Source organism: Streptomyces gilvus (assembly GCF_022513565.1).
Taxonomy (GTDB): Bacteria; Actinomycetota; Actinomycetes; order Streptomycetales; family Streptomycetaceae; genus Streptomyces; species Streptomyces gilvus.
The window spans coordinates 104,854-118,046 of record NZ_JAKWBE010000005.1 but is presented as its reverse complement, the minus strand read 5'-3'; the positions used below and the strand labels follow the sequence as shown (position 1 = coordinate 118,046).

General features: G+C 70.5%; 10 protein-coding genes. 7 read left to right on the top strand and 3 right to left on the bottom strand.

The window, feature by feature from the left end:
* Window positions 1-96: 96 nt before the first annotated feature.
* From MKW14_RS10610 to MKW14_RS10600, 3 genes are all read left to right on the top strand, one after another.
* Window positions 97-765, top strand: a complete 669-nt coding sequence (locus MKW14_RS10610; protein ID WP_240861496.1) for a DUF3000 domain-containing protein — start codon at window positions 97-99, stop codon at window positions 763-765.
* A 212-nt stretch (window positions 766-977) separates the two neighbouring features.
* Window positions 978-1,640, top strand: coding sequence for a response regulator transcription factor (locus MKW14_RS10605; RefSeq protein ID WP_030939825.1), 663 nt, complete (start codon window positions 978-980; stop codon window positions 1,638-1,640).
* A gap of 131 nt (window positions 1,641-1,771) precedes the next feature.
* Window positions 1,772-3,058: a ribonuclease D gene (locus tag MKW14_RS10600; protein WP_240861494.1), complete on the top strand. Its 1,287-nt coding sequence runs from the start codon at window positions 1,772-1,774 to the stop codon at window positions 3,056-3,058.
* Window positions 3,059-3,064: 6 nt separating this feature from the next.
* Here MKW14_RS10600 and MKW14_RS10595 read toward each other — a convergent pair whose 3' ends face one another.
* From MKW14_RS10595 to MKW14_RS10585, 3 genes are read right to left on the bottom strand one after another with little or no spacing between them, the layout of a single operon-like run.
* On the bottom strand, window positions 3,065-3,895 hold the full coding sequence (locus MKW14_RS10595; RefSeq protein ID WP_240861491.1) for a carbohydrate ABC transporter permease: 831 nt from the start codon (window positions 3,893-3,895) through the stop codon (window positions 3,065-3,067).
* Window positions 3,892-4,842: a carbohydrate ABC transporter permease gene (locus MKW14_RS10590; protein ID WP_240861490.1), complete on the bottom strand. Its 951-nt coding sequence runs from the start codon at window positions 4,840-4,842 to the stop codon at window positions 3,892-3,894. The genes MKW14_RS10595 and MKW14_RS10590 overlap by 4 nt, the downstream gene beginning before the upstream one ends.
* A complete protein-coding gene (locus tag MKW14_RS10585) occupies window positions 4,839-6,155 on the bottom strand; it encodes an extracellular solute-binding protein (protein WP_240861485.1) in 1,317 nt (438 codons plus the stop codon). The genes MKW14_RS10590 and MKW14_RS10585 overlap by 4 nt, the downstream gene beginning before the upstream one ends.
* 164 nt (window positions 6,156-6,319) lie before the next feature.
* On the opposite strand from MKW14_RS10585, the gene MKW14_RS10580 reads away from it, so the two are divergent.
* The 4 genes from MKW14_RS10580 (at window position 6,320) to MKW14_RS10565 (ending at window position 13,176) form a co-directional block, all read left to right on the top strand.
* Complete coding sequence (locus MKW14_RS10580) at window positions 6,320-8,689, top strand: glycoside hydrolase family 2 protein (RefSeq protein WP_240861483.1); 2,370 nt, start codon at window positions 6,320-6,322, stop codon at window positions 8,687-8,689.
* Window positions 8,686-9,714, top strand: a complete 1,029-nt coding sequence (locus tag MKW14_RS10575) for a LacI family DNA-binding transcriptional regulator (RefSeq protein ID WP_240861480.1) — start codon at window positions 8,686-8,688, stop codon at window positions 9,712-9,714. The genes MKW14_RS10580 and MKW14_RS10575 overlap by 4 nt, the downstream gene beginning before the upstream one ends.
* Window positions 9,715-9,832: 118 nt before the next feature.
* Window positions 9,833-11,050, top strand: a complete 1,218-nt coding sequence (locus MKW14_RS10570; protein ID WP_240861479.1) for a thiolase family protein — start codon at window positions 9,833-9,835, stop codon at window positions 11,048-11,050.
* Entirely contained in the window at window positions 11,047-13,176 is a 2,130-nt protein-coding gene (locus MKW14_RS10565) for a 3-hydroxyacyl-CoA dehydrogenase NAD-binding domain-containing protein (protein ID WP_240861477.1), read from the top strand. Before MKW14_RS10570 ends, MKW14_RS10565 begins: the two co-directional genes overlap by 4 nt.
* Window positions 13,177-13,193: the final 17 nt, after the last annotated feature.

Below are 13,193 nucleotides of genomic sequence, written 5' to 3'. Positions count from 1 at the left end.
GGCGGGGCTCCCGCCCCGCACGGGGTTGGAGCCATGTACACCAGATCCCGGGTGTCTAGGCCCGCACCACGCCCCTGTTCCCCTTAATCTTCCGGCATGGCTGCGGCTCAGGAACGACTGTCGGACGGCGCTGGCGGGATGGATGACGGCAAGGAGGGGGACGGGGACGGGAGCGGGGCTGCTCCGCCGGCTTTCCTCGCGGCGGTGCAGGCCCTGCGCGGCAGCCGGCTGCGGCCGCAGATCGAGGTGGAGCCGACCCGTGCCCCGCAGCGGCTCGCGCCCCACGCGTACGCGCTGGAGGCGACCGTCGTCGACGGCGAGCAGGACCTGGCCGACGGGCGTCTGGTGCTGCTGCACGACCCGTCCGGGCACGACGCCTGGCGGGGCACCTTCCGGCTGGTGACGCTGGTGCGCGCGGAGCTGGAGCCGGAGATGGCCGCCGATCCGCTGCTGCCGGACGTGTGCTGGTCCTGGCTGACCGGCGCGCTGACCGCGCGCGGGCTGTCGTACGGCGAACCCAGCGGCACCGTCACGCGCGCGAGTTCGCACTACTTCGGCGGGCTTTCGGAGCGTCCCGCGGCCTCGCAGATCGAGATCCGCGCCTCCTGGACGCCCCGCGAGGGGCTGGGCGGCATCCCGGACACGGCCGCCCATCTGGCGGCCTGGTGCGATCTGCTGGCCCAGGTCGCGGGGCTGCCGCCGGCCGGGCCGGGTGACGCGTCGGTGGTGACGTTGCCGCAGCGGCGGGGACCGCAGTCACGCTGACACGCGCTTTTTGGGCGTCACTTTGTCGATACGGCCACTTTCAGTCACGAACCGGCCCTCGAACGAACCGATTCGTTCACCGAACGATCGATAGCGTGTCCGAATTGCACGGATTGTTACTCACTAAATCGTGATCTTTCACTAAAGGACCCCGGGTTCGCTGCCGAAGACGACTGTGACCTTGAAAGCCGTCCCGCACCCCAGGAGGCCTGGTGTCCGTTCTCCTCGAGCAGCCCGCAAGCCTGGTCGCCTACCGCCCGAACAAGCCGACCGCCATGGTGGTCGTGGCCGACCCGCGCGTCCGCTCCACCGTCACCCGCCACCTGTGGGCGCTCGGTGTGCGCGACGTCATCGAGGCCTCGTCCATCGCGGAGGCTCGTCCCCGCATCGGCAACCCCCGCGACATCTGCGTCGCCGACGTCCATCTGCCCGACGGCTCGGGCCTGACCATCCTCTCGGAGACCCGCGCCGCGGGCTGGCCCAACGGCCTGGCCCTGTCCGCCGCCGACGACATCGGCGCCGTGCGCAACGCCCTCGCGGGCGGCGTCAAGGGCTACGTCGTCACCGGCACCCGCACCAACGTCGGGCTCCCCACCCGGCCCGGTGCCGCCCCCATCGGATCCGCCGCCGCCCGTATGCACCGCCGCCCCCCGGGTGCCCCGAGCCACCCGGGCGGCTACCGCGAGCTCTCCGGCCGGGAGGTCGAGGTGCTGAGGCTGGTCGCGGAGGGCCAGTCGAACAAGGCGATCGGCGTCTCCATGGGCCTGTCCGCGCTCACCGTCAAGAGCCACCTCGCCCGGATCGCCCGCAAGCTCGGCACCGGCGACCGCGCCGGGATGGTGGCCGTGGCCCTGCGCACCGGCATCATCCACTGAGGCGGGCGGGCCCCGGTGTCCCTGTCCGTGAACCAGGGCTTTCGTCGAACTGACTGGTTTGCGACCCTCGGGCGCCTGCCGACGGAACGTTCCATCGGCAGGCGCCGTCCATCCACCGATACCCTTGACAGGTGACCGACGCCCAAGAAACCGCAGCAGACACATCACTGCGAACCACCGGAGGCGCCCCTCCGGACGACGGCGGATCTTCTGACACCGGGGCGCCGATCCCTCTGCTGGAACCGCGCGAGGGCATTCCGCCCGTGATCGCCGACGCCGAGTCGCTCGCCAGGGCGATCGCCGCGTTCGCCGCCGGTTCCGGCCCCGTCGCCGTCGACGCCGAACGCGCGTCCGGCTACCGCTACGGCCAGAAGGCCTATCTGGTGCAGCTGCGCCGCGAGGGCGCGGGCACCGCGCTGATCGACCCCGTGGCCTGTCCGGATCTGTCCGGGCTCGGTGAGGCGCTGTCCGGCGTCGAATGGGTCCTGCACGCGGCCACCCAGGACCTGCCCTGTCTGCGCGAGATAGGCATGGTGCCGACGCGGCTGTTCGACACCGAGCTTGCGGGACGGCTCGCCGGGTTCCCGCGGGTCGGCCTGGGCGCGATGGTCGAGGGCGTCCTCGGCTTCGTACTGGAGAAGGGGCACTCCGCGGTCGACTGGTCGACCCGGCCGCTGCCCGAGCCGTGGCTGAGGTACGCGGCGCTGGACGTGGAGCTCCTGGTCGATCTGCGCGACGCGCTGGAGAAGGAGCTGGACCGGCAGGGCAAGCTGGAGTGGGCGCGGCAGGAGTTCGACGCCATCGCCGCCGCGCCGCCGGCCGAGCCGCGCAAGGACCCCTGGCGCCGCACCTCCGGGATGCACAAGGTCCGCCGGCGCCGGCAGCTGGCCGTGGTGCGGGAGCTGTGGCAGACCCGGGACCGGATCGCGCAGCGGCGGGACGTGTCACCGGGCAAGGTGCTCAGCGACGCGGCCATCGTGGAGGCGGCGCTCGCCCTGCCGGCGAACGTGCACGCGCTGGCCGCGCTGAACGGCTTCGGGCACCGCACGGGGCGGCGCCAGCTCGAGCAGTGGCAGGCCGCCGTGGACCGGGCGAAGGCCCTGACCGAGGCGCAGCTGCCGGCTCCCGGGCAGCCCGTGACCGGGCCGCCGCCCCCGCGGGCCTGGGCCGACAAGGACCCCGCGGCCGCGGCACGGCTGTCCGCCGCGCGGGCCGCGGTCTCGGCGCTGGCCGAGACCCTGACCATGCCGCAGGAGAACCTGATCACGCCGGACACGGTGCGGCGGGTCTGCTGGGAGCCGCCGGCGGTGGTGGACGCCGACTCGGTGGCGGGCGCGCTGGCCGGGTACGGGGCGCGGCCCTGGCAGGTCGAGCAGGTGACGCCGGTCCTGGTGGCGGCGCTGTCCGCCGGGACCTGAGGCCGCTCACCGGCTCGCGCCCCGGGTGAAACCGTTGTAGATGTACCGCTGCAGGCACAGGAAGACGACCAGGGTCGGCAGGATGACCAGGATCGCTCCCGCCGAGATCGTCTCCCAGTGGGCTCCGAAGGGGCCCTTGAAGCGGAACAGGGACGTCGAGATCACGCCAAGATCCTGCGACGGCATGTAGAGGAAGGGGATGTAGAAGTCGTTGTAGACGGCTATCCCCTTCACGATCACCACGGTGGCGATCGCCGGCTTGAGCAGCGGGAAGATGATCCTGCGGTAGACGGTGAAGGCGTTCGCGCCGTCCAGGCGGGCCGCCTCGTCCAGGCTGACCGGGATCGAGCGGACGAACTGCAGGAAGATGTAGATCGAGACGATGTCGGTGCCCATGTAGAGGGCGATCGGGGCCCAGCGGGTGTTGAACATCCCGAAGCTGTTGACGATCTGGAAGGTCGCCACCTGCGTGGTCACCCCGGGGACCAGGGCCGCGACCAGGAACAGCGCCACCACCAGCTTCTTGAAGCGGAAGCTGAACCGGTCGATGGCGTAGGCGGTCATCGAGCCGATGAGGACGGTACCGCCGACCGAGACCACCAGGATGAAGGCCGTGTTGCCGAAGGCCGAGAGCATCCGGCCGTCCTGGAACGCGGTGACGTAGTTGTGGAAGTTGAGCAGGTCGTGGGGCAGGCTCAGCGCCCCGGTGTCGTTCGAGGTCTCCCGCTCCGTCTTCAGTGACGTCAGGAAGACGACGACCAGGGGCAGCAGCACCACGACGCTCGCGCCCGCCAGGGACACGTAGACGAGGGTCCGGGCCACGGTTCGGCGGGTCATACGAGGTCCACCCTCTCGTCGGGGACGAGGCGGCGTTGGATCCAGGTCACCAGGAGGATGATCAGGAGCAGGACGACGGCCGCCGCGGAGGCCAGGCCCGTCTTGTTGAACTGGAAGGCCAGCTTCACCGTCTGGATCACGAAGGTCTCGGTGCCGGTGGCCCCGCCGGTCATGATGTACGGGATGTCGAAGGCCGACAGCGAGCCGGAGATCGACAGGATCACGGTGAGCGTGAGCACCGGCCTGATGCCGGGCGCGATGATGTGGCGGAACTGGTGCCAGCGGTTGGCCCCGTCCAGTTCGGCGGCCTCGTACAGCTCCCCCGGGATGGACTGGATCGCGCCGAGGAAGAGCACGAAGTTCAGGCCCAGGTAGCGCCAGACGGAGACGCCGGCGAGGGAGATGTTGGCGGAGACCGGGGTGCCGAGCCAGGCGTGGTCGGTGTGGTGGCCGAAGAGGGCGAGGACCGAGTCGAGGGTGCCGCCGTCCTGGAAGAAGTAGAGGAAGACGAAACCGATCGCCACCCCGTTGATCAGGTACGGGAAGAACAGCACGCCCTTGAAGAAGTTCCGGAAGCGGACGTTGAAGCTCAGCACCGTGGCGAAGTAGAGGGCCAGGACGATCTGGACGACGGACGCGGCCAGGTAGTAGCCGCTGACCCAGAAGACCTCGAACAGGTCGGGGCGGGTGAAGAGTTCGGTGTAGTTGCCGACGCCCGTGTAGTGCAGTTCGGGGCTCACCCCGTCCCAGTCGGTGAAGCTGTACGCCAGCATGTTGACGATCGGCGCGTAGGTGAAGGTGACCAGGAGCGCGAGCGGGGCCAGCAGGAAGAGCCAGGGGGTCAGCCCCCGCCACACCCGGGCGGCCCGTGGGGCGGGGGCCGGGGTGGCGGTGGGCGGGGGCCCCGCGGTGGCCGGTGGGGCCGTGCGGTGGGTGGTGTCCGTCATCGCGACCCCACGGTCTTCTGGGCCGCGGCCCACTTCCTGCCGAGGCCGGCGAGGAAGTCGTCCAGGCTGCCCTTGCGGGCGCCGCGCGCGAGGTCGACCAGGTCCTGGCGGTAGTCGGGCTTGTTGATGCCGACCTCGGACTGGTCGTCGATCGCCTTGACCTGGGCGCCCTTGCTGTCGTCGAGCTCGATGAACTTGACGCCCGCTTCCTCGTAGGGCTTCAGCGCAGTGGGCAGGGAGGCGTTCTTGAGCGGGGAGATCGCCAGGTTGTCCCGGTCGTAGCCGGACTTGTCGGTGAACCAGTCGATCCAGGCGCGGGCGGCCGCCTTGTGCTTCGAGTGGACGTTGACGGCCTGGTTGTAGTCGGGGCCGATGACCGCGCAGAACTTGCCGCCCACCTGGGCCGGGAACGGCATGAAGCCGATGTCGTCGGGGCTCACGCCGGCCTTCTTCGCGGCGTCCTGGAACTGGACGATCGCCCAGGTGCCGAGCCACTGCGTGGCGATCTTCCCCTTCGCCAACTGGGGCTTCGACAGCTCCCAGTTGGTGGTCGTCGGGTCCTTCTCGGCCAGGCCCTGGTGGACGATGTCGTACAGCAGGGTGTCGCCGACGCGCAGGTCGCTGCCCTTCGCCCAGGGGTCGCCCTCGGCCAGCTTGGCGGTGACCCCGGTGTCGCAGCTGACGGAGCCGTTGACGAACGTCCAGGACGTCAGCGGCCACTGGGCGGCGAAGTTGGTGTAGTAGGGGACGGCGTCGGTCTTCGCCTTGATGGCCTTGAGGTCGTCCAGGAACTCGGCGGGTGTGGTGGGCCACTTGGTGACGCCCGCCTCGCGCCAGACCTTCTTGTTGTAGACGAAGCCCGGGCTGACCCCGATGGGGCTCTGGCCGTAGACCTTCCCGTCGACGGTGGTGAAGTCGGTGAAGCGGTACTTCTCGCTGCGTTCCGCCTGGGTGCCGAGGGAGGCGAAGAACCTCGGGTAGTCGCTCTTCTTGACGACGCCCGGGATCAGCAGGACATCGCCGTAGTCCTCGGTGTTCATGCGGATCTTGACGTCGGCCTCGTAGTTGGTGAGGGCCTCGAACTCGACCTTGACCTTCGGGTACGTCTTGTTGAAGGCGGCGGCGTACTTCTTCATCGTGCCGTCCTGCACGAGGTCGGTGCGCTGGGTGAGGACCTTGATGGTGCCGCTCACTTGCGACGGGTCGGTGGGCGCCTTGGCCTCCGCGCCCTTCGAGGTGCCTCCGGTGCCGGTGCAGGCCGTGAGGACCAGGGCGGCTCCGGCGGCGACGGCGAGAACTGTACGGCGGGACATGTGCATCAGCTCCGTTCATGGATCGCGTTCATGGGACGGACGAGCACGAGCGGGTTGGCTGGTTCGGAACTCTGACAGCGCTTTCTCAACCGGTAAAGTCGCTAATCCGCCAAGGCTGGAGAAAACTGTTCACCTATTGGGATGAAACGGTTTAGGGAGTGTGCATGCTGGAGGCGACACCGCTCACCGAGGGATGGGTCCTGCGGCACGAGGGACAGGCGCTGCCGGCCTCCGTGCCGGGCTGTGTGCACACCGACCTGCTGTCGGCCGGGGTGATCCCGGACCCCTTTCTCGGGCGCGACGAGACCGAGGTGGCCTGGGTCGGGAAGCGGGAGTGGACGTACGAGACCGAGCTGCGCGCCGGGTCCGGGCACGAGCAGACGGACCTGGTCTTCGAGGGGCTCGACACCGTCGCGGAGGTGACACTCGACGGTCGACTCCTGGGCCGGACAAGGAACATGCACCGCTCGTACCGCTTCGACGTGACCGGCCTCGCGGGGCGGCTTTCGGTGCGGTTCGTCTCCGCCTACGCGGAGGCCGAGGCGGTGCGGGGGCGGCTGGGCGAGCGGCCCGCCGCCTACACCGAGCCCTACAACTACGTCCGGAAGATGGCCTGCTCCTTCGGCTGGGACTGGGGACCCACGCTGGTGACGGCCGGGATCTGGCGGCCGGTGCGGCTGGAGGGCTGGTCCACGGCGCGGATCGCCCGGGTGCGGCCGCTGGTCACCGTCGAAGGCGCCCTGGGCGTGGTCGAGTTGCACGTCGAGGTGGAGCGCTCACGGGTCGAGGTGCCGCTGTCCGTCGAGGCGTCGGTGGGCGGGGCGCGGGTGCGGGGGGAGATCGAGGGGACCTCGGGCGTCGTACGTCTCGAGGTGCCGGACGCACGGCTGTGGTGGCCGCGCGGGTACGGCGAACAGCCGCTGTACGAGGTCGAGTTGACGCTTGTCGACGGCGGCGAGGTGCTGGATGTGTGGCGGCGTCGGATCGGTTTCCGCAGCGTCGGGCTCGACACCTCGGCCGATGAGCACGGCACCGGGTTCACCCTCGTCGTCAACGGCGAACGGCTCTTCGCGCGGGGCGTCAACTGGATCCCGGACGACGTGTTCCCGTCCCGGATCACGCGCGAGCGGTACCGGGAGCGGCTCGGGCAGGCCGCCGCCGCGGGAGTGGACCTCGTGCGGATCTGGGGCGGCGGGATCTACGAGAGCGAGGACTTCTACGACGCCTGCGACGAACTGGGGCTGCTGGTCTGGCAGGACTTCCCCTTCGCCTGTGCCGCCTATCCGGAGGAGCAGCCGCTGCGGGGCGAGGTGGAGGCGGAGGCGCGGGAGAACGTCGTACGGCTGATGCCCCATCCGTCGCTGGTGCTGTGGAACGGCAACAACGAGAACCTGTGGGGCTTCCGCGACTGGGGCTGGGAGGAGCGGCTGGGCGGGGACTCCTGGGGCGAGGGGTACTACCTGGGGCTGCTTCCGCGCGTGGTGGCGGAGTCGGACCCGACGCGGCCGTACACGGCGGGCAGTCCGTGGTCCGGATCGTGGGCGCACCACCCGAACGACCCGGCGCACGGCACGCACCACTCCTGGGAGGTGTGGAACCAGGCGGACTACGCCGACTACCGGCGCCAAGTGCCCCGGTTCGTGGCCGAGTTCGGCTGGCAGGCGCCGCCCACCTACGAGACGCTGCGGCGGGCGCTGCCCGGTGAGGAGCTCGCGGCGGACTCCCCCGGCATGCTGCACCACCAGAAGGCCGACGACGGGCAGGGGAAGCTGGAGCGGGGGCTCGCGCGTCATTTCGCCGTGCCGGAAGGGGACTTCGACCGCTGGCACTACCTGACGCAGGTCAATCAGGCGCGGGCGGTGGCCGCCGGGATCGAGCACTGGCGCTCGCACTGGCCCGTCTGCGCGGGCACGGTGGTCTGGCAGCTGAACGACTGCTGGCCGGTGACGTCCTGGGCGGCGGTGGACGGGGACGGGCGGGAGAAGCCGCTCTACCACGAGCTGCGCAGGCTGTACGCGGACCGGCTGCCGACGCTTCAAGTGCGGGACGGTGGGCTGGTGTTGGCCCTCGTCAACCAGGGTGCCCTGGGGTGGGCGGGGACGGCGGTGCTGCGGCGGATGTCCGTCGAGGGGATCGTGGTCGGCGAGGCGGAGGTGCCGTTCGAGGCGGGGCGCCGGGCCGTGCGCGAAGTGCCGGTTCCCCGCGAGCTGGAACCGACCGGGCCCAAGGAGTTCCTGGTGGCGGACGCGGACGGGCTGCGGGCGGTGCACTTTCCGGTGCCGGACCGGGAAGTGCCGTACCCCCGGCCGGAGTTCGACGTCTCGGTGGCGCCGGGCTCGGTCACGGTGACGGCCCGCACCCTCGTACGGGACCTGCTGCTGCAGGCCGACCGGCTGCACCCCGATGCCCGCGCCGACCGGGGGCTGGTCACCCTGCTGCCCGGGGAGACGGTCACCATCGGGGTGCGGGGCTGGGAGACTCCTGACGCGGACGCCGCCCGGTCCGCCCTGTACTGCCTGGAGCCCGCCGCATGACCACGTCCCGCGTCACCATCAAGGACGTCGCCGCGCGCGCCGGTGTGTCCAAGGGCGCCGTGTCCCTCGCCTTCAACCACAAGCCGGGGCTGTCGGAGGCGACCCGGGACCGGATCTTCGCGGCGGCGCGGGAGCTGGGCTGGGCGCCGAACCTCACGGCGCGGACGCTGGCCGGCTCGCGGGTGGACGTGGTGGGGCTGGCGATCTGCCGCCCGGCCCGGCTGCTGGGACTCGAACCCTTCTACATGGAGTTCGTGTCGGGCGTGGAGAGCGTGCTGACCGAGCGGTCGTGCTCGCTGCTGCTGCGGCTGGTGCGGAACGTGGAGGAGGAGGTCGGGCTGCAGGAGGCCTGGTGGCGGGGGCGGCAGATCGGGGGGTCGATCCTGGTCGACTTCCAGCTGGGCGACCCCCGGGTGGCCGCGGCCGAACGGCTGGGGATGCCGGTGGTGGCCGTCGGGCACCCCTCGCTGACCGGCTCCCTGACGTCCGTGTGGACCGACGACGCGACCGCGGTGACCCAGGCCGTGCGGTATCTGGCGGCGCTCGGTCACCGGCGGATCGCGCGGGTGGGGGGTGCGGCGGCGCTCGGGCACACCGCCATGCGGACGGCCGCGTTCGACGAGGCCGCGCGGGTGCTGGAGCTGGCCGGCGCCTGGCAGGTGACCACCGACTACTCCGGTGAGGCGGGGGCGCGGGCCACCCGGTCCCTGCTCATGGCCACGCCGCCGGACCGGCCCACGGCGATCGTCTACGACAACGACATCATGGCGGTGGCGGGGCTGTCGGTGGCGGCCGAGATGGGGCTGCGGGTGCCGGACGACGTGTCGCTGCTGGCGTGGGACGACTCGCAGCTGTGCCGGCTCACCCATCCGACCCTGTCCGCGATGAGTCATGATGTGCACGGATTCGGCGCGGACGCGGCACGGACCCTGTTCGGGGTGATCACCGGAGAGGGCCCCGGGTCGCATCCCGTACCCACTCCCGTGCTCACTCCGCGAGGCTCCACGGCGCCTCCCCGGGTGTGACCTTCGCCGCTCCCGCCCGCAGGACTGTGCAGCTACGTTACTCATAAGTAGCATGGGACTGAGCGCGCGCTCAGCGCGGCCGCAGCAGTGCAGATCCCGCATCTGGAGGAGAGCCATCGTGCCTCGTACCGTCAGGGACGTCGTCTTCGTCGACGGCGTCCGTACCCCGTTCGGCAAGGCGGGCCCGAAGGGCATCTACCACGAGACCCGCGCCGACGACCTCGTCGTGAAGGCGATCCGGGAGCTGCTGCGCCGCAACCCCGGTCTCGACCCGAAGAAGATCGACGAGGTCGCCATCGCCGCGACCACGCAGATCGGCGACCAGGGCCTCACCCTCGGCCGCACGGCCGGCATCCTCGCCGGGCTGCCGCAGTCGGTCCCGGGTTACTCGATCGACCGTATGTGCGCCGGTGCGCTGACCGCCGTCACCACCACCGCCGGCTCCATCGCCTTCGGCGCCTACGACGCCGTCATCGCCGGTGGCGTCGAGCACATGGGCCGCCACCCGATGGGCGAGGGCGTCGACCCCAACCCGCGCTTCGTCAGCGAGAAGCTGGTCGACGAGTCGGCGCTGTTCATGGGCATGACCGCGGAGAACCTGCACGACCGCTACCCGCACATCACCAAGCTGCGCGCCGACGAGTACGCCGTGCGCTCCCAGGAGAAGGCCGCCAAGGCCTACGCCAACGGCAAGATCCAGGCCGACCTGGTCCCGATCTCCGTACGCCGCACCAACCCGGAGGCCGGCGAGACCGGCTGGGGCCTGGTCACGGCCGACGAGCCGATGCGCCCGGGCACCACCCTGGAGAACCTGGCGAACCTCAAGACGCCGTTCCGCGTGCACGGCCGGGTCACCGCCGGTAACGCGGCCGGTCTGAACGACGGCGCCACCGCCTCGATCATCGCGTCCGAGGACTTCGCCCGCGAGAACGGCCTGCCGGTCAAGATGCGCCTGGTCTCCTACGCCTTCGCGGGCGTCGAGCCCGAGGTCATGGGCTACGGCCCCATCCCGGCGACCGAGAAGGCCCTCGCCAAGGCCGGTCTCTCGATCGAGGACATCAACCTCTTCGAGATCAACGAGGCCTTCGCCGTCCAGGTCCTGGCCTTCCTCGACCACTACGGCATCGCCGACGACGACGAGCGCGTCAACCAGTACGGCGGCGCCATCGCCTTCGGCCACCCGCTGGCCTCCTCCGGCGTCCGGCTGATGACGCAGCTGGCCCGCCAGTTCGAGGAGCAGCCGCACGTCCGCTACGGCCTGACCACCATGTGCGTCGGCTTCGGCATGGGCGCGACGGTCATCTGGGAGAACCCGCACTTCGAGGGGGACAAGTGAGCACCACCGCTGAGCTTTTGAAGGGTGCGGCCGAGCTGTTCCCCGACGAGGTCGTCACGTCCGCGCACGTACGCCACCTCGACCTGCCGTTCGGCGCTGGGCGCTTCGCGCTCATCACACTGGACAACGGCTTCGACCACACCAAGCCGACCACCTTCGGCCCGGCCTCGCTGGCGAACCTCAACACCGCCATCGACCAGGTCGAGAAGGAGGCCGCGGCCGGCGAGATCGTCGGTGTCGGCATCACCGGCAAGCCGTTCATCTTCGCCGTCGGCGCCGACCTCAAGGGCGTCGAGCTGCTGAAGGAGCACCAGGACGCGCTCGCCATCGGCAAGGGCGGCCACGAGGTCTTCAAGCGCCTCGGCGGCCTCGCGGTGCCGACCTTCGCCTACTACAACGGCGCCGCGATGGGCGGTGGCGTCGAGGTCGGTCTGCACTGCACGTACCGCACGGTCTCCGCTGCCCTGCCCGCGTTCTCGCTCCCCGAGGTCTTCCTCGGCCTGGTCCCCGGCTGGGGCGGCTGCACCCTGCTGCCGAACCTGATCGGCGCCGACAAGGCCGTCTCGGTGATCATCGAGAACAGCCTCAACCAGAACAAGCAGCTCAAGGGTGCTCAGGTCTACGAACTGGGCATCGCCGACGCGCTGTTCGAGGGCGCGGACTTCCTGGAGCAGTCGCTGCTGTGGACGGCGTCCGTCCTCAAGGGCGAGATCGTCGTCGAGCGTCCGGTGATCGACCGCGGTGAGGCCTGGGACCAGGCCGTCGCCAAGGGCCGCTTCATCGCGGACTCCAAGGTGCACGGCGCCGCCCCGGCCGCCTACCGCGCCCTCGACATCATCGCCGCCGCCAAGAACGGCGACCTGCAGCAGGGCTACGACGCCGAGGACAAGGCCCTCGCCGACCTGATCATGGGCGGTGAACTGCGGGCCGGCATCTACGCGTTCAACCTGGTGCAGAAGCGCGGCAAGCGTCCGGCTGGCGCCCCCGACAAGTCGCTCGCCCGTCCGGTCACCAAGGTCGGTGTCGTCGGCGCCGGTCTGATGGCCTCCCAGCTCGCGCTGCTCTTCCTGCGCCGCCTGGAGGTGCCGGTCGTGCTGACCGACATCGACCAGGAGCGCGTCGACAAGGGTGTGGGCTACGTCCACGCCGAGATCGACAAGCTGCTCGGCAAGGGCCGCATCAACCAGGACAAGGCCAACCGCCTCAAGGCCCTGGTCACCGGCGTGCTGGACAAGGCCGAGGGCTTCTCCGACGCCGACTTCGTCATCGAGGCCGTCTTCGAGGAGATCGGCGTCAAGCAGCAGGTGTTCGCGGAGGTCGAGGCGGTCGCCCCGGCGCACGCGATCCTCGCCACCAACACCTCCTCCCTCTCCGTCACGGAGATGGCGTCGAAGCTGAAGAACCCCGAGCGGGTCGTCGGCTTCCACTTCTTCAACCCGGTCGCGATCCTCCCGCTGCTGGAGATCGTCCGCGGCGAGCAGACGGACGACGCGTCGCTGGCCACGGCCTTCGCCGTCGCCAAGAAGCTGAAGAAGACGGCGGTCCTGGTGAAGGACGCCCCGGCGTTCGTCGTGAACCGCATCCTCACCCGCTTCATGGGCGAGATCCAGAACGTCATCGACGAGGGCACCCCGGTCGAGGTGGCGGAGAAGGCGGTGGAGCCCCTGGGCCTGCCGATGTCTCCTCTCGTCCTGCTGGAGCTGGTCGGCCCCGCGATCGGTCTGCACGTCTCGGAGACCCTCAACCGGGCCTTCCCGGACCGCTTCACGGTCTCCCCGAACCTCGCGGCCGTCGTCAAGGCGGGCAAGCGCGGCTTCTACGTGTACGACAGCGGGAAGCCGGAGCTGGACCCGGAGGTCGCGGCGCTGCTGAAGCAGGGCGATGTCGTGCTCTCGGAGGAGCAGGTCCGCGACCGCGTCCTGGACGCGGTGGCGCAGGAGATCGGGCTCATGCTCGACGAGGGCGTCGTCGCCGAGGCCCAGGACGTCGACCTCTGCCTGATCACGGGCGCGGGCTGGCCCTTCCACCTGGGCGGCATCACGCCGTACCTGGACCGCGAGGGCGTCTCGGAGCGCGTGAACGGCAGGAAGTTCCTGGCTGAGGGCGTGGCGTCGGTTCCGGCGTGACACTCGGGCGCATGTGA